Origin of the sequence: Rummeliibacillus sp. SL167 (assembly GCF_007896505.1) — a bacterium.
Classification (GTDB): Bacteria; Bacillota; Bacilli; order Bacillales_A; family Planococcaceae; genus Rummeliibacillus; species Rummeliibacillus suwonensis.
This window is the reverse complement of record NZ_VCBM01000002.1, coordinates 129,843-155,783: the sequence shown is the minus strand read 5'-3', so window position 1 is coordinate 155,783 and position 25,941 is coordinate 129,843. Positions and strand designations below refer to the sequence as shown.

The window sequence follows — 25,941 nt, the reverse complement described above, 5'->3', positions numbered from 1 at the left end:
GATCTTACTTGCCCGTTAAAGGTGGGATAAATCTATGAATGCATACATAATCTATCATGGTTTACGTCCTTTTACATCCTCACGAAGTTTGGCTTTCAAGAACTTTCCTACAGATGTTTTGGGAATCTCTTTTAAGAAAACGATATCATCAGGTATCCACCATTTAGCAAATTGTCCTTCTAAATGGGAAAAAAGCTCTTCTTTTGTTGCTGTGCTCCCATCTTTTAGAACTACACAGGCAAGTGGCCTTTCTTGCCATTTTTCATCTGGCACTGCAATCACTGCGGCTTCAAACACCCCTTCATGTGTCATCAAAGCATTTTCAAGATCCACTGAAGAGATCCATTCTCCTCCGCTTTTAATAAGATCTTTTACTCGATCAGTTATTTTAATATAACCCTCTGGTGTGATCACCGCGATATCACCTGTATATAACCAGCCATCTTTAAATGCTTCCGCGGTTCTTTCATCATTGTAATACTTATCCGCGATCCATGGTCCTCTTATGACTAACTCGCCCATCGTTTTACCATCCCACGGAGCATCTCCATCATCATTTACAATGCGTGTTTCGATTAATGGTACTGTTAAACCTTGGGTTGCACGAATATTTAGTTTATCTTCTTTTGACCATTGTTCTATTTCAGATGTATAAGTAGACAGGCTGACAATTGGCGTTGTTTCCGTCATCCCGTATCCTACGATAAATGGCACTTTATATTTTTCCTCAAAGGCTTTGATGAGTCCTTTTGGTGATGCAGATCCACCACAAACAATGGCACGCAGGGATGATATATCTCTTGGTTTTTCTTCTAATTCTTTTAATGCGCCTAGCCAAATCGTAGGTACACCCGCCGTTAAGGTCACCTTTTCTTGCTCGATTAGATCTAACAGCAACGCGGGTGTGAACATAGGTCCAGGCAATACTTGAGTTGTGCCAAAATTAACAGCTGCGAATGGTATTCCCCATGCATTGACATGGAACATAGGGACAACAGGCATTGCTATATCATTCTCGTGAAGTCCAAATGAATCTACTAAACCAAGTGCTAAACTGTGCAGCACTATACTGCGATGTGTATAAACAACACCTTTCGGAAATCCTGTAGTTGCACTCGTATAACACATTCCCGCTGGCATATTTTCATCTAAATCTTCTGGAAACTCATATTCTTCTGCATCGGCTATCAACTGTTCATATGAATGAATATTATCTGGTGCTGATTCAGGTAGTTCCAGGCCATCTTGCATGACCACAATATGTTTCACAGATTTCAATAATGGAATCGCTTTCTTTATTAATGGAAACAAATCCCCATCCACTAATAATATTTCATCCTCTGCATGATTGATAATATAAATAATATGTTCTGGGGATAGACGTATATTAACCATATGGAGGACAGCTCCTGCACAAGGAACAGCAAAATAAGCTTCTAAGTGTCGATGATGATTCCATGCAAAGGAACCCACTCTCGTTCCTCTTTTCATCCCCAATTTGGTCAACGCATGTGCTAATTTTCGAGTACGTTGCCCAAATTCTTTGTATGTGAAGCGATGGATCGTATTTTCAGCTGTTCGTGAAATGATTAATTTCTTTGGAAAATAACGTTCTGCTCTCTTGATAAAATCTGTTAATACTAGTGGTGTCTGCATCATAACTCAACCATCCCCTTATTTGTGATCATTTTTTAAAATCATCCATCATCAATCCATAAGAACATTTCAATTTTCTAACTATCAGCTCAACTAGTGCAGAAAATTCTATTCATCTAATTGATATTATGATTTTAAAAAAAATTTATGAATAAACGATATGATTTAACTAAAAATAGAAACGTTTAATCTTTTCATTTTGGGGAATACCATAAGTAACATCTAAAATAGGAGGAGATTGAAATGATCAGTAACATTTCTGTAGAAAATGCAGTACAAGCAAAAAATCAAATTGAGAAGTTAGAATCACAAGGTTTGAGCCGCGATAATATTTATATTTTTGCTCATGGTGATGAACGCGAAGAAGATATTGCAGATGCACTCCATGCAGCCGAGGTAGGTATCAAAGAACAAGGATTTTTCAGATTCATGAAAAATTATGTAGTTGCCCGTGGTAACGAGCTTCGCAGTCAAATGGAAGCTGTTGGTTTGAGTAAAGAAGAAGCCGCTCAAGCGGAAAAAGAGTTAGATCAAGGAAAACTCATTATTATCGCCAGAACATTACAATGATTGTATTTATTTTAATGAATAAAGCGAAACTTCACCTAATGCGGGGGATTTTCTTCACTGTGTGTTAGTTGAACATCAGACTTTCCATATAGTTGATCCCCACTTATTTCTTCGTTCGTTATTTGTGTCTTGAAGAGATAGATTTTGCTGCCATCAATGTGGGACAAAAAGCAACCTATAAGTTGAGATTATCCCCCGCTTATAAGTTGCTTTTTTAAATTTATCCCGCTTTAACGGGCAGTAAGACTCCCCCTCTCAAGATTTAGAAAAAACAAGAAAGATAGATGGGGGGCAACTGCCCGTATAAGTCCGATTGGTTCNACTTTATCCCGCTTTAACGGGCAGTAAAACTCCCCCTCTCAAGATTTAGAAAAAACAAGAAAGATAGATGGGGGGCAACTGCCCGTATAAGTCCGATTGGTTCAGCTAACCATCTGTGGGGGGTGAAGAAAATCCCCCACTGATGGAGTTTCACTTTACCCTACTATTCAATTAGGCTGAATGGCTAATTTTTTTTTCTAGCTTTTTAAGCATATCAATGGTCATTGCATCCAAATCATATTGAGCGTTAAATCCCCATTCTTCCTTTGCAGCACTTGCATCAAGAGAATCTGGCCAACTATCTGCGATTGCTTGACGAATTGGATCAACATCGTAATCCATTTTGAAACTTGGCATTTGCTTACGAATCGATGTTGCAATCTCTTCTGGCTCAAAACTCATTGCTGTTAAGTTGAAGGCATTACGATGGATTAACTTATCCGGGTTTGCTTCCATTAAATCAACAATTGCTTGTAATGCATCCGGCATATACATCATATCCATATATGAACCCTTTGCTATATAAGATGTATATTTTCCTTGTTGTACGGCTTTGTAATAAATATCTACAGCATAATCTGTTGTACCGCCCCCTGGAGGCGTTACATAAGAGATTAGGCCTGGGAAGCGAACACCGCGAGTATCTATGCCAAATCGTGTATGATAATAATCGCACAGCAATTCACCAGCCACTTTGTTGACACCATACATCGTTGTTGGACGCTGTAATGTATCTTGTGGTGTATTGTGTTTTGGGGTTGATGGTCCAAATGCGCCAATAGAACTTGGTGTGAAGAATTGTAAACCTAACTCTCGAGAAACCTCTAATGCATTGACAAGCCCACCCATGTTTAAATTCCAAGCCATTAAAGGTTTTGCCTCTGCCGTTGCGGATAATAACGCTGCCATATGCATCATCGTATCTGCGCCGAACTCTTTTGCTATATCATGCATACGCTGTGCATCCATGACATCTAATAATTCAAAAGGTCCAGCCTGTGTGGGAACCTTTCTTATATCTGTTGCTAATACATTGTCTGTACCATATTCATCACGGAGCTTCGCTACTAACTCTGAACCAATTTGACCGCATGCACCAGTGATCATAATTTTTTTCATTTTATTTCCTCCTCTTGCTAGCTACAAATGTACTTCTGGAATATACACGTTTTATATAAATACAATTGTGTTTTTCAGAAATACAATTTATTCTATTTAATTTGCGTTTAATCAGTGTTTCTATTACAGCAATTATATAATGTATTTTTAAAAAATACAATATCTGTTTTTCTTCAGTGAACATACATATAAAAAGACTTTTTTGAAAGTTTTGATTATAATGAGTAAAAAGGAGTGAAATTTATGCAGTTATGGAAATTAACGCTGATTTATTTATTTGCCATTATCGCTTGTACTTTTTTGTTGTTAATGGATATTCCAAAATGGCTAATTTTCATTTTGCTTTTTCTTTATGTTTTTTCATTCACCATGTACCCTTACTTCAACGCGCTTTTATGGACAAATAATCTCAAGACAGTTGAACGTTTTCTTAAAGCCAATAAACACCGATCCTTATATGCATATCCATATGCGATCGCCAACCAATCTGTAGTTGAACAAAGAGCTGCCCTACAAAAGATTATTACCTCCCATCAGCAACCCTATATAAAACACAATTATGCTTCTATATTAGCAATTCTTGAAAAAGATTATGATCGTGCTTTATCAGAAGCAAAGCAAATTACAAAAGAGCCTTTTCAAAGTTACATGATTGCACATAGTGAAGCCTATTTAGGAAACTTTGAACAGGCGAAAATCTTAATGCCGAAGCTTACAGAAAACTGGATGTCACCTTCCATTGAAAGCTTGATTTCCTTTAAACAGCAGGATGGCGAAAATTTTAAACATCATGCTACAAAGGCCATTCAACAAGCGAGGGGCATTCAAAAGTATTTGCTCGTTCATAATTTTCGAAAATTGGGGGAGAAATTGAAGTAAGTAAATTGGTTATGACGTTTCATTTGGTTAAAATATACGAGAAAAAGGCGCAGAATACTGATCAAACAGTGTTCTGCGCCTTTTGTATTGACATATTCTTCTTGAAAAAGATTCCTTAAGTAAACTACATATACCATCTTTTTATTGATTTCATTGATTTTGCTTATTTTCTATTTTTCATCCATTCAGGTTTACCAAATCCTTTGAAGTCTGAATCGATTACTTTTTCAAATTCAGCAGATTCTACAACTGCTTTAAGATCTTTTGCAAGTTGTGAATTTTCATCTGCTTGACGTACTGCTACAACATTACGGAATTGATCTGGCATGTTTTCAAGAAAAACAGCGTCTTGTAATTTCATACCTGCAGCTAATGCAAAGTTTCCTGGTACGCCGGCTATATCAGCACTTTCAACAGCACGAGGAAGACCTGCTGCCTCAATTTCTTTGAATTTTAAATTTTTAGGGTTTTCTGTAATATCTTTTGTAGAAGCTTTTAATTCATCGATTTTATCATTAATTTTGATTAAACCTTGTTCTTGTAATGATTTTAAAGTACGAGCTAAGTTTGAAGGGTCATTAGCAATTGCTATTGTTGAACCGTCTTTAATGTCAGCTACTGTTTTATATTTCTTAGAGAAGAAGCCCATTGGTGCAGTTGGTACAATGATTAATCCTTTGATTTTTGTACCATTTTGTTTATTGAAGTTTTCCAAGTATATAGAGTGTTGGAACAAGTTTGCATCAATATCTCCTGAATCCAAAGCTTTGTTTGGTTGGATATAATCGCTGAATTCTACTACTTTTACTTTATAACCTTTTTTCTCAAGTTCAGGAACAATTGCCTTGTTTAGCATATCACTATAAGGGCCAGCTGTTGCTCCAATTTTAATATCCTTTGTTTCTGTCGCTTTGTCTGTGTCTTTTTTTGCTTTATCTTCGCCACAAGCAGCTAAAGCTGTAGCTAATACTAAAGTCAATAAAACAAGTAAAAATTTCTTCATTATTGTAAAGCCTCCTATTATTATCTATGAAAATCTCTGACTTATCATTTTCCAACTGCTCAAGGTCGCTTTCCGTCAAAAACGAAGATGACGCTTTTGTTTCAAGCTCCTAAAACAACTGTCGCAACTGAACGAGCCATTTCCGCTTAACGTTTATCTACTACTTTTGCTATTGCATCACCAGCTAATTGAATCACTTGGACAATCACGATTAAAATAACAACTGTTGCAATCATGATGGTATTGTCATAACGGTAGTAGCCGAATCGAATGGCTAAGTCACCGATACCGCCACCACCAATAATTCCTGCCATCGCTGAAGAAGCAACTAGGCTAATAATCGTCATCGTAACCCCTTGAATCACACCTGATTTTGCCTCAGGAAGCAATACGTCTTTAATAATCATCCAACGTGTTGCCCCAACAGCAATTGATGCTTCAATGACTCCTTTATCAATTTCACGAAGAGATGTTTCAACAAGTCTTGCAAAAAATGGCGTCGATGCAACAGATAGAGAAACGCTTGCAGCAATCGGTCCTATCGTGTCACCTACTAACCATTTTGTGAATGGGAATAATGCTACTAAAAGAATAATGTATGGAATCGAGCGAATTAAATTGACGATAAAACCAACAACTATATTAATGAAACGATTCCCAAGCAGTCCTGATCTACTTGTAGAAAATAGACCTTTACTGGTGATGAACAGTAGTAACCCAAGTGGTAAACCAATCACTAAAGCGATTGATAAGGCAATGCCCACCATTAGAAGGGTCTGACCAAATGCTTTCCAAATATCTGGAAGCATGTCAGCAAAATGACTTGGATCAAATAACATGGTCTAACACCTCCACTGTTACTCCTCGACTTTCCATATAAGAAATCGAACGTTTTATATCTGCTACTTGTCCATCCAACTCCATTAGAAAAATGCCGAGTGGTTTTTCCTGAATATATTCAATCGTGCCATGAAGGAAATTACCTTGTACTTTAAATTGCTGAAGCATGTCCGAAATGACTCCTTCACCAGCTATATCACCTTTGAACAAAATTTTAACAATCTGTCCTTGGACATTTTGTAGAATCACTGATGGAATATCGAAAGATACGATACTGCTAATAAATTCTTGTGTTAACGGCTTTTCTGGATTGGCAAAGATATCATAAACAGGGCCCTCTTCTATCACTTTACCATTCTGCATAATCGCCATACGATCGCAGATTTCTTTTACAACATCCATTTCATGGGTTATAAGAATAATCGTAATACCAAGTTCACGATTAATTTTCTTTAATAGTCGTAAAATAGAGGTGGTAGTAGTTGGGTCAAGTGCTGACGTTGCTTCATCACAAAGCAATACAGATGGATTATTAGCTAATGCTCTTGCTATCCCTACACGTTGCTTTTGTCCACCACTTAATTGAGATGGAAACACATCTTTTTTATCTGTCAGTCCTACCATATTGAGCAATTCTTCAACTCGTTCATTGCGCGATTCCTTTGGTAATTTTGCAGCCTTCAGTGCAAATTCAATATTTTCACCGACTGTTTTTTGGCTGATTAAATAAAAGTGTTGGAAGATCATACCGATTTTCAAGCGTGCCTGACGAAGCTTCTCGCCCTTTAGCTTTGTTAAATCTTGTCCATCAATTAGGATTTGTCCATCCGTTGGTTGTTCCAACAAATTAATACAGCGCAATAAAGAGCTTTTTCCTGCCCCGGAATAACCAACGATACCAAATATTTCTCCATCTCTAATCGTTAAAGAAACATGATCTACACCAATTATTGATTTCTTTTTTGCTTTGTATACCTTTGATACATTTTGTATTTCCAGCACATACATCCCTCTAATCCTATCAAATTGCTATTGTATAAAATATACATAATCTATCAGTAAACTACGTATTCTTATAAAAAAAGATACACCTTTCTACTGAAAGACGTATCTTTTTATCGACATTTATTTATCTTTCAGAAATAAATTCTGTAGGAATTAGCACCTTCCCTAATGGGGGTTGCTGGACTTCATAGGGCCTTTCCCTCAGTCGCTCATGATAAATTCCATTTGTCAAGTTGTAAGTTTATGATACTCATCATATTTCCTTTTAAGCCATTTGTCAATGAATTTTAAAAATTTATATATGACTTCTATTCATCATCTGTAGAATTGTATATATTGCACCATTAAAATCCTATTCTTTCATATATAGGTTAAATATTTCTGTTTAAAATATCCTTGTATAATTCTGGGCGTCTGTCATCATACACTGGAATTTTCTTACGTACTTCATCCACTTTTGAAAAGTCCACATCGACTATGGACAATTCCTCGTCCTTCTGGCCGATCCATAACACTTCGCCCCATGGTTCAATAACCATCGATTGACCATTAAAGTTTTCTTCTTTGTGGCTGATCCGATTAACTGCAATGATAAAGCATTGATTTTCAATAGCGCGTGCTTGCAATAACACTTTCCAATGATCGATTCTTGCAGTTGGCCATTGCGCCGATACAAATAAGACTTTAGCTCCCTTTAATGCATGAAGTCGCAGCCATTCTGGAAAACGAATATCATAGCAGATCACGCCAGCTGCTGGCAAATCGCCTAATACAAAATTGTTTTGTGTCTCCCCTGCCGATAAATGCAGATGTTCATCCATTAAGCGAAATAAGTGGACTTTATCGTACTCGCCTACTAATTCACCATGATGATCAACGGTGTACATCGTATTAAAGAATCCCTTTTCTTTTTTGGTTGCTACTGAACCACCCACAAGATGAATATGGAGCTCTGATGCTAACGATTGAAGAAATTTCTTTGTTCTTTCACCATTCACATCTGCAAGTTCATCTAATTTTTCTAAAGCGTAACCCGTGTTCCACATTTCCGGTAAAATGACGAGTTCAGCCCCTTTACTTGCTGCTTGGCGAATAAATTTCTCTGCTCTTGTAAAATTTTTTTCAACATCCCCAAAAGCTACATTTAATTGAATACATCCTACTTTCATTTTTGCACCACCTATAGACATTTTCTTAAAAAGGTTATACTATTTTTACTAAATCATTTTTTTATTCTGAAAATTAAGCTTTATATTATTCTAGCTATTTCTAATTCAAATGTATAGTACAGCGTCTTAATACATTTATGAGAGACTTGGAGGGAATTATACGATGGAGTTATCTGAAAAACTACAAAATTTACCTAAACAATTTTTCGCAAACCTTGTAAGGCAAGTAAATCAAGCGGTCGCAGAAGGTCGCAATGTTATCAATCTGGGGCAGGGTAATCCTGACAAACCAACCCCAGCACATATTGTCAAAGCAATGCAAGAAGCAACGGCTAATCCAGAAACGCATAAATATTCCCCATTTCGAGGATTAACTGAATTAAAAGAAGCCATCGCTACATTTTACAAAAGAGAATACAATGTAGACATTGATCCTAATACAGAAGTGTCTATTCTTTTCGGTGCCAAGGCTGGACTTGTTGAACTGCCTTTAGCGATCCTCAATCCTGGGGATACAATGTTGTTGCCAGACCCCGGCTATCCAGATTATTTATCTGGTGTAACATTGGCAGATGTAAAATTTGAAACGATGCCACTATTAGCTGAAAATGATTTTCTTCCAGACTATCAACAGCTTTCTGAAGATGTTAAAAAAAGAGCTAAATTAATGTACTTGAACTACCCGAACAACCCAACAGGTGGTATCGCTACAAAAGAATTTTATGAAGAAACCGTCAAACTAGCAAAAGAAAATAATATAGCCGTATTGCAAGACTTTGCCTATGGTGCAATTGGCTTTGATGGCAACAAACCCATCAGTTTCCTCCAAACGGAAGGAGCAAAAGAAGTAGGCATTGAAGTTTATACGCTATCAAAAACATTTAACATGGCTGGTTGGCGTGTTGGTTTCGCCATCGGCAACGCACAAATTGTTGAAGCATTAAACCTTATACAAGATCACCTCTTTGTTAGCCTATTCCCAGCAATACAATTAGCAGCAGTTGAAGCATTAACTGGAGATCAATCTTGTGTCAAAGAACAAGTAGCTATTTATGAAAGCAGAAGAAATACTCTTATCAAAGCATGTAAAGAAGTAGGATGGCCTGTAACAGCTCCAAAGGGATCTTTCTTTGCATGGCTTCCTGTTCCAAAAGGATTCACAAGTCAACAATTTGCTGATTTTCTTTTAGAGAAAGCAGATGTCGCTGTTGCTGCTGGTAATGGTTTTGGCAAACACGGTGAAGGTTATATACGTGTAGGATTATTAGTAGATGAACAAAAATTAACAGAAGCAATCAAAAGAATTGGACAACTCAATTTATTTAAAGAAACGGTATAAAAAAATATTGGCTAATGAATGAAGACCAATATTTCTATTATCCTAATTTATTTTTACAGAAAACAGTATTTCAATGTACTAACTTTTTACTTTAGACTAAATAATCGTAAATTTAAAAATAATCTCTTATCAAGAGTAGCTGAGGGACTGGCCCTATGAAGCTCGGCAACCTTCCCATATTGAGGAAAGGTGCTAATTCCTGCAAAACATGAAAAATGTTTTGATCGATAAGAGAGGTGAACTCACAAAGGTGAAGCCCCTCTTACTTTTAAAAGAAAGAGGGGCTTTTTTATGAAACATGATGGATCGATCTTGCTATTTCTAGTTAATGACCAAACTTACCTAAGCATACTCATATTATTTAGCTTTTGATTTGCTGAATCGTTGCTTTTCAAGGCGATTAATCTGTACGATTACTCCATCTTGAATCGTAATATGCACTTCTCCAAATTGAAGTCCTTTAATGGCATTTAAAATGGCTCTAATTTGTTCTGAGTCCTCATTCAACTGTTGGGTCATATGATTTTCTCCTTTACAAATTGATTTTTCCGTACTATTTGAGATTAAAAATGATTTACGTTCAAGTTCTATTATTCTAGTGTTTTTATTGTTAAAAGAACCAAACAAATATTTTCCGTTTTTTATTTTATTTTGAAATTTATTATAATTATTAACAACTAAAAAGTCAATACAAATTCTTATAATTCCTAGTTAAATACTAAAGTATCAAATTGCATCCTATGACACATTTTAAATTAAAAATACATATCCTATTTTTCTAATCAACCTAGCCAACACAAAAAAGACCATGTGAGTTTCATTTCTTTACTCACACGATCCATTTTTAAACTTTATCTTACATTAACATGTAGCAAGCCCATTCTTCATCACTCTAGTAACACCCAGAAGTTAAGTAGAGGTGCTGCCTGTAAAAGGCGATTTTGGTTCAACTTTTATCCAGTAGCATCTAAAATGTCAATACTGAATAAACTTTCCTTTTTGACTCTAATCCCATAGATATACTGACATCCAAAATTTATACGCAATGATTATACTTTAAAGCGTTGAACTTGCTCTTGTAGGTGAACTGTACTAGCTGTCAATGTTTTAGAGGCAGCGTTAATATCTGCAATTGTCGCAACTTGTTCTTCTGTAATAGCAACAATTGTTTCTGTTTCATTTACTGCAACATTTGCAGTTTGCGCCATTTCTTGAACAGATGCGGCAACCTCCTCTGTAGAAGCGGATACTTGTTGTGTTGCTGACGATATATGTTCCGTCTTCTGTGTCATGTCATCCACCGAATTTAAAATTTCATCGAATGCTTGCTGAGCCTTCTGTATAAAGTTAACACCATCATCAACATTTGATACTGTCACTTCGACAGCATCCTCAACCTCTGCTGTATCCGATTGAATAACCGACGTTAGATGAACGATTTTTTCAGCAGAATTTCTAGATGCTTCTGCTAATTTTCTTACTTCATCAGCTACTACTGCAAAACCTTTTCCATGCACACCTGCACGAGCTGCTTCGATCGCTGCATTTAAAGCAAGTAAATTCGTTTGATCTGTAATTTCCGTGATGACCTTCGTGATATTGCCAATTTCTGCTGATTGTTGGCTTAGTTTTCGAATCTTATCTCTTGTCATAGATGAAGATTTTTGAATAACTTTTAATTGGTTGGAAGTTGTTTGCAATGTTCCATTTCCCTTTTGCGCTATTTCTTGCGTCTCCACGGCTTTACTATGCACTTCTTGGGTAGCATTCGCAATGGTTTGCACACTGCTGGCAGTCTCCTCTATAGCAGTTGCACATTCATTCCCCACTTTAGACGTTGAATTCGCTCCCTCGTGAATCATCGCCAATTTCTCGGCGACATCATGAGAGGTAACTGCGACTTCATCCGTACTAGCTGTTAATTCTTCTGCAACAGCCGTTGTATGTTCAACATTTTCCATTACCTCTGAAATTAATGCCTGTAAATTGGTTTTCATGGAATTGAATGATTGTGCTAAAGAATGGATCTCATCTTTTGTATGAACGATGATATCAGGATGTGTTAGATCTCCTTTTGCAATAGTAATAGCTGCCTTATCTAAAGCACGTATAGATTTCGTGATTTTTTTCGTTATAAATAATGAGCATCCAATGGCAACTAATAGACCGATGAATGCAGCTGTTAACATTATGATGATCCCCTGTTGTACGCTATCTTCTGCTGCTTGACGACTTTCATTCATCAGCTTTGTTTGATCATCCACAATTCTTTCTACACTACTTAAAATCATTTCATTAGCAGGGCGAGATTCACTAGCGATGATATCCGCCGCTTGAAATTTATTTCCTTTATCAACCATCTCAATAGCACTTTGTGTACTTTTTAAAAAGATATCTTGATTATTTTTAATATTTTCTAGTTCTTGTTTCATTGGTCCTGATTTTAAGCCAAGTTCAACTTCTTTTATAATTTTGGAGACATGCTCCTGCTGCTCCTTTAAGCTATCTAAATTGTCTTGGATCGGATTTAATGCATATGAAGTAACAAATGTACCTTGCATAGCAGAGGCGTATTTAATCTCTTTAATCGTCATCGTTTTTGCTACACGTTGATCTAAAATCTCATGATATGTATTTTGTATATTTTTTAATTGTACATATCCAGTAATCGTAATAACGACCATAAAAATAATCAATATGGAAAATGCTAAATATAGCTTTTTACTAATACTCATACTGTCGCCCCCCATTATAATTGTCACGGCCTACTGATTACTCATGACATTTTAAAAGAAAATAGATATTAATTACTATATCAATTTAATAATATAATTTCTATTCTTTTTTAAAATTATTTAAAAATTTTTAACTTTATTGGATGAATGAATTTTTTAATGATAAACTGATTCTTTTTTCACATAAAATCTTTTTATTTTATATAAAACATCTAATATATAGTTATTAAAACCTATTTTTATTATAGTTATTTTATAACACTTACAAAATCTATATATACCTATCATTGATATGTTAACTGTTAAACTTCATTTAATTATTATTTTAATATATTAATATATATACGTTTTATAAACGATCATGTAGTTGTATGCGCAAACATTTTGTGAACTTTTTGATCCATAATAGTGATCTTATTACAATTTCACATATGACAAATTAACATCATATGTCATATAAATCCAGATGTAAAAAATGATGATTAAAATGAACAAAAAAATCGTTATGACAGATGAAAACATCTTGTCATAACGATTAAATCGCTTGGATAGATTTTTAGATAACATCAAGCTCTTTTCCTACTCTTTCATAAATAGCAAGCGCGTTATCCAGCATTTCTTTTGTATGTGCAGCAGTTGGCATATTGCGTACACGTCCCGTACCTTTAGGCACAGTTGGGAAAACAATAGCTTTTGCATAGACTCCTTCTTCGATTAAGCGAGATGAAAATTGTTGTGTTAGTTTTTCATCGCCGATAATACATGGCGTTATCGGTGTTTCAGAATGACCGATGTTAAAGCCAAGCCTTTTCAAACCTGCCTTTAGGTAATTTCCATTTTCCCAAAGCTTATCACAAAGCTCTGTTGAATCGATTAACATTTGAACTGCTCGAGTGATCGCAGCTACGTCACCTGGTGGTAGAGCTGTGGAGAATAAGAATGGACGTGAACGGACCTTTAACCAATCAATTAGGTTTTTCTTACCAGCTACATATCCACCAACTACACCAATGGCCTTTGATAATGTACCGATTTGGAAGTCGATGTCATTTTGTAAACCAAAATGCTTAACAGTCCCCTTTCCCTTACCTGTTACACCTGTGCCGTGCGCATCATCGACATATGTAATAAGGTCGAATTCTTTTGCGATTTCAACGATTTCAGGAAGCTTTGCAATATCACCATCCATAGAAAAAACACCGTCAGTAATGACCATGACTTTATTGTAAAGACCGGATTCTGTTGCTTCTTTTGCCTTTTTATGAAGATCTTCCATATCAGAGTGATTATATGCAATAATTTTTGCTCTTGAGAGACGACAACCATCAATAATAGAAGCATGATTTAATTGGTCAGAAAGAATCGCATCATTTTTATCCATAACAGCAGAGATAGCTGCCATATTACAGTTAAAACCAGATTGATAGGAGATCGCAGCCTCTGTTCCCTTAAATTCAGCTAATTTTTCTTCTAATTTAACGTGTAAATCGAGCGTTCCGTTAATCGTACGGACAGCCCCTGCACCTACACCATAAACATCGATCGTTTTCTTAGCAATTTCCTTCAATTCCGGATTTGTAGCTAAACCTAAATAGTTATTAGAAGATAAGTTGATTAGTTTCTTACCACGTACTTGAATAATTGGACCATTAGCACCTTCTACAGGATCTATTTCATTATATAAGCCTTGGTCGCGAAGCTGTTGTAAATTCTTATTAACGAACGTATTGAGTACGTTTGACAAGGTCTTCATCCCTTTCATACGAGTATACCGATATTGTAGCATATACCTTTATCATTTTGTACACCTGAAAAGAACTATTATAAAAATATTACTTGTATTCCTTTATAAATCATCTTTTATTGTTCTCCCCAAAAATACAGTTGTATTTGAACACAATACTTTTATAGAAAATCAGCGTTACTTCTCACTTCAAAAGTCGTTAATTTTATTTAAATGGCTCTAGTAAAAGAATTTAACAGGCGTGTTGATTATCCAATATAATCCATAAAAATAGGGAGATTCGTTGATTACAGCGAAGGCTTGCACGACTCATGCGGGCGAATGCTGGGGGCAACAGGATGTTGGTCACGGAATCGTTGCCACAGGACGTGGCGCACTTAGGCTTTGTCCCTTAAATTGTTCCTGCGGGGCTTTCAGCTCAAGCTTTTCCCGTAGGACTTTGCATAAACCTCCCTGAACTAACACCGCACGAAGAAAATGCACGCATTTTCGAGGGGTCGCCGTCTTCCGCTCCACAACTATCAAAATTAGTTATTATTAAATGTTCGTATTTTTTAAGAAGAAAATGATTGATGAAATTGATTCAAATATAGAAATCAATTGTAAAAACTATTTAACAACTGTTAATAATTACATCTTTTATCGACAAAAAAAGAGTCTCCCACTTGTTTTCTGGGAAACTCCTTTTAAAGAGACAAGTATTTAGCACGCTACCCCTGATTTTTAATATTATCAAGATAAAGATGAAATTCAAGTAAGTGACGCGAATCTTCCATCTGCTGCTTTGACTAGATTCTCTGGTGTAATAAGAATTTGCATACCGATCTTCCCTGCACTCACATACATTTCTTCCACTTGTTCAGCAGAAATATCGACAAATGTTGGATAATGCTTTTTCATGCCGATTGGTGAACAACCACCACGGATATAACCTGTGTTAGGGAGCAAATCCTTTACATGAAGCATTTCAATCTTCTTTTCCCCAACAATTTTTGCTGCTTTTTTTAAATTCAATTCTTCAGCTACTGGGATCACAAAAACATAAAGATTTCCTTTACCAGCCGTAGCCACGAGTGTTTTAAAAACTTTTTCTACAGGTTGATGGATCTTCTCAGCAACCGAAACACCATCTATTTTTCCTTCTTCTACTTCATACTCCGCAAGTATATATGGGATCTTTTGTTGATCCAAGAGCCTCACTGCGTTTGTTTTTTGTATTTTATGTTTTGCCACAGAATATCACTTCCTCTAGACAGCACGATAAATGGTTGGCTCTGTAAATTGGAATCGTTGTTTAGCCATTTGCATGTGGAAGGAATATAAAGAAATGGCCTTTTTAAAAAGACGCTGTTTCCCCTTTTCTTGTGCGATTGTAGCACTATCCATTGCAGTGGTACTATCAGACTTTTCATGCCCACTCAATTGTATAACATTTGATAATTCGCTTTTTGGAATAGATTGACCTTGTACTTTTTGAATTGTTTCGGTAGTAGTTGCAGCCACTTGTAAATCTTGTTCGCTCGGGTTCTCAGAAGCTAATGCTGCATCACGTACATCCTCTAAAATGGCAAGCGTTTGAGCATAAGTATCCTCATGGGATGCCATGTTCGTTAATTGATTTGAAGATACCTCATTTTTCGCAGTCAAACTTGGATCTTCTTTTTGTACTACATAGTCTTTCCTTTGTTGTAAATCGCGAATAGCCGCTTGAACTTCTGGTTGATGCTCTTTTTCTTTTTTTCCTGTCAATAAATCTACCAGTTCTTCGAGTGCTGGATTAAATTTAGGCTTAAAATATTGAGCGTTTTTTCTGTAAGCATCATCTGCCGTTTTCTGACGAAGCGCTCTCTTACGATTCTCCATTTCAATATAACGATCATTTACAAGAGAAGTCACATTCATGTCAATCACCTCTTTTCAAATATTTATATAGTTATTATCATATTAGCAACAATATATGAGAGATAAAAATGTCTATTTTCTCAAATCTACCAATAATATTACAAGGGAAAATATAACTATTTATTGGTGGTTCTATTAAACCTTTATATCTAAATGATTTTGTAATGCTTTGACCCTAGCATTATCGATTGGCTCTTTTTTCTTTTTCCTATACTTTTGAATATCACGTTTAGCTACTTTAGTATGACTTGATCATTTTTTACGATCTTCAAAAGTTGACCGTTTTCTGTATGACCATATGAACATACAAAAATACATCCAATATTTTTACCACATAATGCTTGTTTCAAGTAAATTTAGCAGTGTATCCCTATTATAATCATATCTAAACTTTTGTAGCTCATTCTAATATATTTTTCTGTTTTTTAGAAAAACAATCATATTATTAATAATAATCGGTTCTTTTTGCCAAACCTTTAACAATATTCTGGATCCAGTATTGTAAAAATTAAAAATGATACTTCTTCCTCAAACATAAATTCATTCTTCCAAGTAAGAATAGTCAAAGATACCTAACCAACAAGAAAAGGGGCTTAGTTTTCTTTTGATGAATGCTCTGACCTGTTAACCCCTATTGTTCATTTCCACTAACAAATGGACGCTTCTCGCAGACAAATTCAAATCATTGCCTTCATCAAAAGCATATTCACAGTGCTTGCAAGATTCCTTTACTATATCTCGTGCACTTTTTCCTATAAGACTATCAATGAACCACATAGAGTCAGCATCGCACGAAGAAAATGCAATGTCATTTCGAAGAATTACACTTTCCATTGCAGTCAACTCTCATCAAAAGAAACAATGCATTGTTGTAAAACTTAATAGGAGGACTTTGTCTCTCAAGACAGTTAGTACTTTTGTTTTCCTGTAGATAGCCTTTCTATAGGTAGACCATCAAGTTTTCATTGCTGTAAGGTGTCGTCACATTTTCTTCTCTAAAACTATGGTATAGTAGACGGGACATGGTTAGTAAAGGAGTTCGAAAAATGGCAAAAAAAATTGTAATTGCGGAAAAGCCTTCTGTTGCACGTGATATAGCAAATGTTTTGAAGTGTACAAAGAAGGGCAATGGATTTTTGGAAGGAAACAACTATATCGTTACGTGGGCTTTAGGACATTTAGTCACTTTAGCTGATCCTGAAGAATATGATCTTAAATATAAAACATGGAATTTAAACGATCTTCCTATGCTTCCACAACATATGAAATTAGTGATTATCAAACAAACTCAAAAACAATTCCATGCTGTGAAAGCACAATTACATCGTAATGACATCGATGAAATCATTATCGCGACGGATGCAGGGCGCGAAGGAGAATTAGTCGCTCGCTGGATCATTGAAAAAGCCAAAATTCGTAAACCGATTAAGCGATTATGGATCTCCTCCGTTACAGATAAAGCGATTAAAGACGGATTTAACCATTTGAAGCCTGGCAAAGCCTATGAAAATTTATATACTGCGGCAGTAGCACGTGCTGAAGCGGATTGGTATGTCGGTTTAAATGCCAGTCGTGCCTTAACAACAAAGTTTAACGCCCAACTAAACTGCGGCCGTGTACAGACGCCAACAGTTGCAATGGTTGCCGCACGTGAAGATGAAATAAAACATTTTAAACCTCGAACTTACTATGGCATCGAAATTCAAACAACAGATGGACTTCAATTGACATGGCAAGATGCAAATGGTAGCAGTCGCAGCTTTTCAAAAGAAAAGATGGATACGATCATTCAATCACTTGAACATAAAAATGCAACGATCTTCTCCGTTGAACGTAAGATGAAGAAAACCTTTGCACCTGCTTTATACGATTTAACAGAACTTCAACGTGATGCCAACAAAATTTTTGGATTTTCAGCCAAGGAAACATTAAATATCATGCAAAAATTGTACGAGCACCATAAAGTTTTAACTTATCCTCGTACGGATTCGCGTTATTTGTCTTCAGATATCGTAGGTACGCTTCCAGAACGTTTAAAAGCATGCGGTATAGGAGAATATCGCTCTTATGCTCATAAAATAGCCGTAAAACCGATTAAAGCAACGAAAGCATTTGTAGATGATCAAAAAGTAAACGATCACCACGCTATCATCCCAACTGAAGGGTATGTAAATTTAGCAAAATTTTCAAGTAATGAACGTAAAATATATGACCTTGTCATAAAACGTTTTTTAGCAGTGCTGTACCCTGCCTTTGAATATGAACAATTAACTGTAAAAGCAAAAATAGGTACGCAACAATTTATCGCTAAGGGTAAATTGATCCTCAATGCTGGTTGGAAAGAAATATACGCCAATCATTTTGATGATGAAGAAACAACGGATGATATAAAAGAACAACGGTTACCTCAGCTTGAAAAAGGCGATATATTAAAAACAAAATCCATTATACAAACGTCTGGTCAAACAAAACCACCAGCTCGTTTTACAGAAGCTACCTTACTATCTGCTATGGAAAACCCTACAAAATATATGGAATCAAACGATAAAAAGTTAGCAGATACACTAAGATCAACAGGTGGACTCGGTACAGTTGCCACGCGTGCCGACATTATCGATAAATTATTCAACTCATTCCTAATCGAAAAAAGAGGTGGCAAAGAGATCTTTATCACCTCTAAAGGACGGCAGTTGCTGGACTTAGTGCCAGAAGAATTAAAATCACCCGCAACAACAGCAGAATGGGAACAAAAACTTGAGCTAATTGCAAAAGGAAAGCTCAAAAAAGACCTGTTCATCAATGAAATGAAGGATCATACAAAAAAAATCGTTATGGAAATTAAAAAAAGTAACAAAAAATATAAGCATGACAATATTTCCTCTAAATGCTGTCCAGATTGTGGGAAGCCAATGCTTGAAGTCAATGGGAAAAAAGGCAAAATGCTCGTCTGCCAAGATCGGGAATGTGGTTATCGAAAAAATGTATCACGTATCACTAATGCTCGCTGCCCTCAATGTAAAAAGAAAATGGAGCTACGAGGAGAGGGTGAAGGTCAATTCTTTGCATGCAAATGTGGCTATCGAGAAAAACTATCTGCCTTTAAAGCCCGCCGCGAAAAGGAAGGTAACGGAAAAGTGGATAAACGAAGTGTGCAAAAGTATTTAAAAAAACAACAAAAAGAAGAAGCGGCTAATAATCCATTTGCAGAGTTATTAAAAGACATGAAGCTGGACTAAATGATTTTCTAATGAAGGAAATTTCACGCAGTAGCGGTTTTCTTCATTCTCTACTGCATATGCGTTGAATCAATCAGTGCTCCCTGCTTTTAATTTGAAGTTTGAAGTGAGGAGTTTACGTTCTGTTCATATAGATAAAAATAATTTGAATGCAAAGACAAAGGAGTTACGAATATCCATGAATATATTCGTAACTCCCTTTTCTTATTGTATAGCTAGATATATTAGACTTTTGCATCCCAATTACATTTTTAATTGGTTACTTGGATAACAAAAGATTTATCTTTTTTCACTTTAGTCGCGTTTGTTTTTAAACTGGAAACTTTTTGCCTGTTGCTTTTCCTTCGCCCATTGATAATCGCCTTGATGAATTGTCACGGTTTGGTGTTCAATCCACGCAATCCTCGTAAAAATTTTTTGTAAAAAATAGATCATGGCTTACTGCAATGATGGTTCCTGTAAAATTTTGAAGGTTATCCTCTAATACTTCTCGCGATTCAATATCTAAATGATTGGTCGGTTCGTCCAAAATCAATAAATTGATATCTTGCTGCATCAGTTGAGCAAGCCGTAAGCGCATTTTCTCCCCACCACTTAAATCACACACTTTTTTATATACATCAAAGCCATAGAATAGAAACTGTGCGAGTACATGCCTTGCTTCTCCTTCAGTCATAGAGATATTTTCACGGAAGGCATCGATTAATCTAGCTTGGTCATCAAACGTTTCAAATTGTTGAGCAAGATAACCAATTTTCACATTACGACCAATGATACACTGTCCTCTATCTGGCTTCACCTCCCCAAGCATCATTTTGAGTAAGGTGGATTTTCCTGTACCGTTTTCGCCCACGATCGCTAAACGATCTTGCCAATATACAGAAAAACTAACGTCTTTCAGCAATGTTGTCTTATAAATCCTTGTAGCATTCTTAACGGAAATGACTTCTTTACCGCTTCGATCCTTGGCCTCTAATTGTAAGCGCATTTTCTGACTGTTTTTTGGCTTTTTAACTAATTCTATTCGAGCCAGAGCTTTTTCCATACTCTTTGCTTTACGATATAAATCTGGATTGGGCGGTGATGCTTCATTCGCCCATTGTCTTAGACGTTTAATGGCTTCTTTCATTTTTTTAATCTTTTTTTGTTGCTCCTGATATTGGGCAAATTGTTGAGCAATCTGTTCTTCTTTTCCCCTTACATAGTCATCATAATTTCCATGGAAAATACTCGCTTCTCCATCTTCTAGCTCGATTACTTTTTGTACAACATTATTCATAAATTGGCGGTCATGCGAAACAACAAGTACTGTACCAGTAAAATTTTTGATATATTCCTCTAACCACTCAATAGCTAGTAAATCTAAATGATTGGTCGGCTCATCTAACAACAAAATAGAAGGATTTTGAAGCAAAAGCTGTTCTAGCATAACCTTTGTTTTTTCGCCACCACTCAGATTTTCAAAAGGCTGCTCCAGCAATTGATAAATTCCTAAGCCATTGGCGACACTTGTTATCTTGGACTCTATTTCATAACCGCCTGATTGCATAAATTGTTCCTGTAATTGTCCATATTCATTTAATACTTTTTCAAGTTTTTCTGCTACTGCCATTTGTTGCTCAAGTTCTGCCATTTTGCGCTGAATCGTCAATAGTGGAGAAAATGCTTCCATTAAGACATCTATTACTGAATAATCAGGATAAAAAGGAATTTGATGCAAATAGCCAATCATATGATCTTTCTTTTTTATGATCCTTCCTTCATCAGGTATTTCTACACCGGCTAATAATTGTAACAATGTTGTTTTCCCGCATCCATTATTCCCTACTATAGCTACATGTTCAGCTGTCTGAACTTCAACTGTTAGATTTTCAAAAATCATATGACCACCAAATGACTTGGTGATGTTTTCTGCCTTTATAGACATTTTCTTTCCCTCCGAATACGTAGCGGAAAAGTCTTCACATACAAAAAAGACTGCTCATTAACGAGCAGTCTCTTCTTTTTAAAAATAGGTGAAAAGAATGGTTAATCAGCTACGTTTTTTATTTGATTTGCTTTAAAAAAGGACATAGTTATCCCGTTATGAGCAAAATCAAAAGTAATGACACGTGCAAAATACATAGCTGTATCTACATTTACACTTGTCACCATAGCTGAATTTTTCATTCTTTTCACCTCCATTCAAATCTATTAAATAAATTATAGCATATCATCCAATTCATAACAATCTTATACAGGAAAGGATCGTTATGCTTTTTAATTAGAGTAACTTATTGTTGCATCTAATGTTGGTCAATCGTTTCTTTTGGTAGATCCTCACTTAATCTGCAATATTTCACAAAGACACGTGCCATTTCACGAAGTCGTTCATGGACGTCTTCATCAATAATTTTGTACTCTTTATCAAAATGACCAGCATGTGTATAAACATAGTTAGGTGTTACTAATGCGCGGAAATAATCAAGAATTGGTTTTAACTGATTTTCCACTACTAAATGATGTTGATAAGTGCCTCCATTTGCAACGATTGAAACTGGTTTATATCGCAATGCTTTTGGATGAAGAAAGTCAAATGTATTCTTTAAAACACCTGGGATAGAGCCTTGGAAAATGGGTGTTGCAAAAATATAGCCATCTGCTCCCTCAATTGTTTTTACCAATTTTTTCATATCATCATTGTATTCGTCAAATGGGCGGCCATCCACGAATTGATGATCAAAATCAGCTAAATGCAATTGTTCAATTTCTAAATGATGGTCAAATTCTTTAATATATTGCTCAACTTGCTCTAAAATAGCACCTGTTTTTCGTCCTATGATGGTGCCGTCAACAAGTAAGATTTTCATAAGTTGTTTCCTCCAATTCAGAATTCCTAAAGTTATTGTAACAAATGCAGCAGCCCTATATAAGGTGTCACGCTTAAAATAACAAATAAATCAGTCTTTTGACGGAAAAATAAAATCATTTTTACAGTTATATATAGATTTTTTGTAAGTCAGGATGGACGAGCATTTTTGCTTCTTATGGAGAGTATCCAAAGTTCCTAGAGTTTCACGATGATTTTATACATATTACACATCTTCATCCCATAAATTGAAAAGAGCAGTGGAAAGGATGGAGATGTATGAAATATCAAAATAATGAGGAAACAACGAAAAAGATAGCCTTTGTAGGAGCTGTAACTTCTTGCCACAATCTTTACCCGATCGAAAGAATCATTACGCTCTCTACAATGTTCGATAAACAGCAAACTCAGATACTTGTTCAACACGACGAACAAGCGATTGATTTTCTTATTCAAAAAGGTTTCAATCCAATTGTTTATAAAAACGAAAAACAATTGATATCAGAACTTTCTAGGCTCTCCCCTGATATACTTATTCATGATGCAGGGAGTACTGAATTGCCTTTGGTCGATCATTTAAAGACGTTTATTCCCACAATTCTTCATTTTGATGATTTTGGAGATGGCGGAACAGCTGCAAACTGTGTTTTTCAAACACTTTATCAAGAAAAGCGTGAAAAATTATTACCACATTTTTTAATTGGCCCTTCTTCATATGTTGTACCAAAGCAATTACAGGCGATCCAAAAAACAGCAAATGATTCATCCGACAAACCTCATATTGTTGTGGCAATCGAAGGTATGGATCCGGACAACACCAGTTATCGTGTTTTACGCCATTTATTACAATTGCAAATTCCTATTAAAATATCGGTTATCATACAGTCTAGTTATGCACATGATATAGATGAACTTAAATTAATGGCACTTAGCCGAAAAAATATTAAGATCATCCAAAAAAACAATGCCTTTTATGAGTTACTAGGCACGGCAGATATCGTTATTTGTGGTGCAAAATATACCCCTTATAAAGTTGCGACAATCGGTATCCCTTGTATTGTAACTTGTCAAGATGAATTAGATATGCAGCATATTTTCCCTACTGAAACGAATGGTTTTATTAATCTAGGATTGGGTAAAAAACTAAAACAATCTCTCTTGCAAAATGCAGTCATGGAATTTCTGTTACATGATGCAAGGCGCGAACATGCGGTTCGTAAACAACTCAATATTGATTTAAATCGCAATAATCAATACATTCAGTCATTATTAAAAAGTTTTATCTCCAGCCGAACAAAATCAACTGCTTTTTTAGTAGAAGAGCAAGCCAAAAAAACAAGTGGTATGATACAATAACAAAAAGATAGAACTTCAATTGATCTTATCCATAAAGGAGATTGAACATGCCAATGAAAGATGAAATACTATTCCAAATCGCTGAATTAAAAAGCGACTATATTCGTCAACAAGGCGATATCGAAAAGTTAGAATCTACAGGATATCCTGAACTGATTGAAAAAGCTGAAAAACGACTTGCCGATATGGAGCAACAGCTAGCTGAATTAAACAAACAGTTAAAAGCTTATGAATAATCCCCAAGCGCCTGCCTTCACAGAGGCGCTTTTACTGTTCGATGGATTTTAAATAGATACCTTTTATCCCGCATAAACAGGCAGCAAGACCTACTCTGTAATTCCCGTAAAACAAAAGTTGTATGAAGCGACTGTCTGTATAAGCTAGATCGAATCGGTTCAACCCATTCACGGTGAGTGAGGAAGATGAAAATCCACCACTGAATGAAGTTCGCTTTATCCAATACACTACTAATTACACTACCCATGCATACTCTATGCATGGATACGGAGGACCCAAAATCAATGAGTATATTAACAGTTGAAAAATTAGGCCATACTTTTGGCGATCGTACCCTATTCAAAGATGTCTCTTTTCGAATTGTAGAAGGAGAACATGTTGGTCTTGTTGGTGCAAACGGTGTTGGTAAATCCACATTGATGCATATCCTAACAGGAAAACTTATTCACGATACAGGACGTGTGGAATGGCTTCCAGGCACACACTATGGCTATTTAGACCAACACGCTGTATTGACACCTGGTAGAACTATGCATGATACATTACGTGATGCTTTTTTACCTCTTTACAAAAAAGAAGAAGAACTTAACGAAATTACAGCTAAAATGGCTGATGCTACACCTGAAGAATTAGAAAAACTTCTTGAAGATATGGCTGTTATACAGGATGCCTTAGATGCCGGCGATTTCTATTCATTGGATATGAAAATCGAAGAAGTGGCTCGGGGACTTGGCCTTGATGCAATCGGTTTGGATCGTGATGTTACTGCACTATCTGGTGGTCAGCGTACAAAGCTTTTACTTGCAAAACTCCTTTTAGAAAAGCCAAAAGTTTTACTATTAGACGAACCAACAAACTATTTAGATGAAGAACATATCAATTGGTTAAGTAATTATTTGAAAGATTATCCGCATGCCTTTTTATTAATCTCACATGATACAGAATTTATGAATGGTATCGTCAATGTTATTTTTCACTTGGAATTTTCAAAACTAACACGTTATACTGCGACTTATGAAAAATTCCTTGAGCTTGCAGAAATCAATAAGCGCCAACATATAGATGCTTATGAAAAGCAACAAGAATTTATCAAAAAGCAAGAAACCTTTATCGCCAAAAACAAAGCTCGATTTTCAACTACTGGTCGTGCAAAATCTCGTCAAAAACAATTGGATCGCATGGAGCGGATTGATCGTCCTGAAACAGCTGCGAAGCCTCAATTTTCCTTTAAAGAAGCTCGTAGCTCTAGTCGTTATGTGGTAGAGGCTGAAAATTTACTAATCGGTTATGACAAGAATAAGCCATTGCTTCCGCCACTTACTTTCCAGATTGAACGTGGTGAAAAAATCGCCCTCGTTGGGATGAATGGTATTGGTAAATCGACATTATTAAAAACTATATTAGGCAAAATCCCAGCACTTGGCGGTAAAGTCGACCATGGTGATTTCTTATTCCCTTCTTATTTTGAGCAAGAAGTAAAAGCTGAATCGATTACACCCATTGATGATGTATGGAATGCTTTCCCTTCTTTAGAACAAGCAACGGTTCGAGCATTACTTGCGAAAACAGGCTTAAAAAATGAACATATTTCCCGCCCACTCAACCAATTAAGCGGTGGCGAACAAGCAAAAGTTCGATTGTGTAAATTAATGATGGAAGAAAGTAACTGGATGCTTTTCGACGAACCAACAAACCACTTAGATATCGATGCCAAAAACGAACTAAAACGGGCCATGAAAGAATATAAGGGAACCATCGTTTTGGTCAGCCACGAACCAGAATTCTATGATAGCCTTGTCACAAAAGTATGGAATGTCGCAGAGTGGTTTGCTCAAGGACATCAATAATAACGACAACATTTCTTTAGAGAAAACATATTTGCTTGTCGAAAATGGCGATGATCAGATTTGTCTCATACACTTATATAAGCGAGCTTTCTTAAAGGTTATTTTAAAGCTTTTTGGGATGCTCGTTTCATTTTC

22 protein-coding genes and 2 riboswitches are annotated in these 25,941 nt (G+C 35.9%); of the genes, 8 read left to right on the top strand and 14 right to left on the bottom strand.

Going from position 1 to position 25,941, the window contains the following annotated elements; all coding sequences use genetic code 11:
* Positions 1–54: 54 nt before the first annotated feature.
* Positions 55–1,659: a long-chain fatty acid--CoA ligase gene (locus tag FEZ13_RS12155; protein ID WP_146552927.1), complete on the bottom strand. Its 1,605-nt coding sequence runs from the start codon at positions 1,657–1,659 to the stop codon at positions 55–57.
* Between the two features lie 240 nt (positions 1,660–1,899).
* On the opposite strand from FEZ13_RS12155, the gene FEZ13_RS12150 reads away from it, so the two are divergent.
* A complete protein-coding gene (locus tag FEZ13_RS12150) occupies positions 1,900–2,226 on the top strand; it encodes a YflT domain-containing protein (RefSeq protein WP_146552926.1) in 327 nt (108 codons plus the stop codon).
* Positions 2,227–2,718: 492 nt separating this feature from the next.
* On the opposite strand, the gene FEZ13_RS12145 is transcribed toward FEZ13_RS12150, so the two are convergent.
* Positions 2,719–3,666, bottom strand: coding sequence for an L-threonine 3-dehydrogenase (locus tag FEZ13_RS12145; RefSeq protein ID WP_146552925.1), 948 nt, complete (start codon positions 3,664–3,666; stop codon positions 2,719–2,721).
* Between the two features lie 243 nt (positions 3,667–3,909).
* Here FEZ13_RS12145 and FEZ13_RS12140 point away from each other — a divergent pair, with 243 nt between their 5' ends.
* Positions 3,910–4,545, top strand: coding sequence for a hypothetical protein (locus FEZ13_RS12140; protein ID WP_146552924.1), 636 nt, complete (start codon positions 3,910–3,912; stop codon positions 4,543–4,545).
* 163 nt (positions 4,546–4,708) lie between these two features.
* On the opposite strand, the gene FEZ13_RS12135 is transcribed toward FEZ13_RS12140, so the two are convergent.
* The 4 genes from FEZ13_RS12135 to FEZ13_RS12120 all read right to left on the bottom strand — a co-directional run bounded on the left by FEZ13_RS12135 (position 4,709) and on the right by FEZ13_RS12120 (position 8,562).
* Entirely contained in the window at positions 4,709–5,548 is an 840-nt protein-coding gene (locus FEZ13_RS12135; RefSeq protein ID WP_146550235.1) for a MetQ/NlpA family ABC transporter substrate-binding protein, read from the bottom strand.
* Positions 5,549–5,694: 146 nt separating this feature from the next.
* Positions 5,695–6,387: a methionine ABC transporter permease gene (locus FEZ13_RS12130; RefSeq protein ID WP_146552923.1), complete on the bottom strand. Its 693-nt coding sequence runs from the start codon at positions 6,385–6,387 to the stop codon at positions 5,695–5,697.
* On the bottom strand, positions 6,377–7,390 hold the full coding sequence (locus tag FEZ13_RS12125; protein ID WP_146552922.1) for a methionine ABC transporter ATP-binding protein: 1,014 nt from the start codon (positions 7,388–7,390) through the stop codon (positions 6,377–6,379). Before FEZ13_RS12125 ends, FEZ13_RS12130 begins: the two co-directional genes overlap by 11 nt.
* Before the next feature lie 124 nt (positions 7,391–7,514).
* A riboswitch (SAM riboswitch) is annotated at positions 7,515–7,614 on the bottom strand.
* 150 nt (positions 7,615–7,764) lie between these two features.
* Positions 7,765–8,562, bottom strand: a complete 798-nt coding sequence (locus FEZ13_RS12120; protein WP_146552921.1) for a carbon-nitrogen family hydrolase — start codon at positions 8,560–8,562, stop codon at positions 7,765–7,767.
* 163 nt (positions 8,563–8,725) lie between these two features.
* On the opposite strand from FEZ13_RS12120, the gene FEZ13_RS12115 reads away from it, so the two are divergent.
* Positions 8,726–9,901 carry a pyridoxal phosphate-dependent aminotransferase gene (locus FEZ13_RS12115; RefSeq protein ID WP_146552920.1) on the top strand — a complete coding sequence of 392 codons (1,176 nt, stop codon included), beginning with the start codon at positions 8,726–8,728 and terminating at the stop codon, positions 9,899–9,901.
* Between the two features lie 123 nt (positions 9,902–10,024).
* Positions 10,025–10,135: riboswitch (SAM riboswitch) on the top strand.
* Between the two features lie 123 nt (positions 10,136–10,258).
* On the opposite strand, the gene FEZ13_RS12110 is transcribed toward FEZ13_RS12115, so the two are convergent.
* The 3 genes from FEZ13_RS12110 to FEZ13_RS12100 form a co-directional block, all read right to left on the bottom strand.
* On the bottom strand, positions 10,259–10,420 hold the full coding sequence (locus FEZ13_RS12110; protein WP_146550240.1) for a YezD family protein: 162 nt from the start codon (positions 10,418–10,420) through the stop codon (positions 10,259–10,261).
* Positions 10,421–10,950: 530 nt separating this feature from the next.
* A complete protein-coding gene (locus tag FEZ13_RS12105) occupies positions 10,951–12,636 on the bottom strand; it encodes a methyl-accepting chemotaxis protein (RefSeq protein WP_186725900.1) in 1,686 nt (561 codons plus the stop codon).
* Between the two features lie 556 nt (positions 12,637–13,192).
* Positions 13,193–14,389, bottom strand: coding sequence for a glycine C-acetyltransferase (locus FEZ13_RS12100; protein ID WP_186725918.1), 1,197 nt, complete (start codon positions 14,387–14,389; stop codon positions 13,193–13,195).
* Between the two features lie 274 nt (positions 14,390–14,663).
* On the opposite strand from FEZ13_RS12100, the gene FEZ13_RS19595 reads away from it, so the two are divergent.
* A complete protein-coding gene (locus FEZ13_RS19595) occupies positions 14,664–14,837 on the top strand; it encodes a hypothetical protein (RefSeq protein WP_186725899.1) in 174 nt (57 codons plus the stop codon).
* A 293-nt stretch (positions 14,838–15,130) separates the two neighbouring features.
* Here the strand turns inward: FEZ13_RS19595 and ybaK are convergent, their stop codons facing one another.
* Positions 15,131–15,613 (bottom strand): Cys-tRNA(Pro) deacylase, encoded by a 483-nt coding sequence (gene ybaK / locus FEZ13_RS12095; RefSeq protein WP_146552917.1) that lies wholly within the window; start codon positions 15,611–15,613, stop codon positions 15,131–15,133.
* 15 nt (positions 15,614–15,628) lie between these two features.
* Positions 15,629–16,282: a hypothetical protein gene (locus tag FEZ13_RS12090; protein ID WP_146552916.1), complete on the bottom strand. Its 654-nt coding sequence runs from the start codon at positions 16,280–16,282 to the stop codon at positions 15,629–15,631.
* A 1,046-nt stretch (positions 16,283–17,328) separates the two neighbouring features.
* Here FEZ13_RS12090 and FEZ13_RS12085 point away from each other — a divergent pair.
* Positions 17,329–19,518 (top strand): DNA topoisomerase III, encoded by a 2,190-nt coding sequence (locus tag FEZ13_RS12085; protein ID WP_146552915.1) that lies wholly within the window; start codon positions 17,329–17,331, stop codon positions 19,516–19,518.
* A 388-nt stretch (positions 19,519–19,906) separates the two neighbouring features.
* Here FEZ13_RS12085 and abc-f read toward each other — a convergent pair whose 3' ends face one another.
* From abc-f to FEZ13_RS12075, 3 genes are all read right to left on the bottom strand, one after another.
* On the bottom strand, positions 19,907–21,445 hold the full coding sequence (abc-f, locus tag FEZ13_RS12080; protein ID WP_255473152.1) for a ribosomal protection-like ABC-F family protein: 1,539 nt from the start codon (positions 21,443–21,445) through the stop codon (positions 19,907–19,909).
* 101 nt (positions 21,446–21,546) lie between these two features.
* On the bottom strand, positions 21,547–21,687 hold the full coding sequence (locus tag FEZ13_RS19590) for an RAxF-45 family protein (protein ID WP_186725898.1): 141 nt from the start codon (positions 21,685–21,687) through the stop codon (positions 21,547–21,549).
* A gap of 116 nt (positions 21,688–21,803) precedes the next feature.
* Entirely contained in the window at positions 21,804–22,367 is a 564-nt protein-coding gene (locus tag FEZ13_RS12075; protein WP_146552914.1) for an NADPH-dependent FMN reductase, read from the bottom strand.
* 278 nt (positions 22,368–22,645) lie between these two features.
* On the opposite strand from FEZ13_RS12075, the gene FEZ13_RS12070 reads away from it, so the two are divergent.
* From FEZ13_RS12070 to FEZ13_RS12060, 3 genes are all read left to right on the top strand, one after another.
* Positions 22,646–23,722 (top strand): PseG/SpsG family protein, encoded by a 1,077-nt coding sequence (locus FEZ13_RS12070; protein ID WP_146552913.1) that lies wholly within the window; start codon positions 22,646–22,648, stop codon positions 23,720–23,722.
* Between the two features lie 47 nt (positions 23,723–23,769).
* Positions 23,770–23,958 (top strand): SE1832 family protein, encoded by a 189-nt coding sequence (locus FEZ13_RS12065; RefSeq protein WP_146550262.1) that lies wholly within the window; start codon positions 23,770–23,772, stop codon positions 23,956–23,958.
* Positions 23,959–24,243: 285 nt separating this feature from the next.
* Positions 24,244–25,806, top strand: coding sequence for an ABC-F family ATP-binding cassette domain-containing protein (locus tag FEZ13_RS12060; RefSeq protein ID WP_146552912.1), 1,563 nt, complete (start codon positions 24,244–24,246; stop codon positions 25,804–25,806).
* The last annotated feature ends 135 nt before the right edge of the window (positions 25,807–25,941 follow it).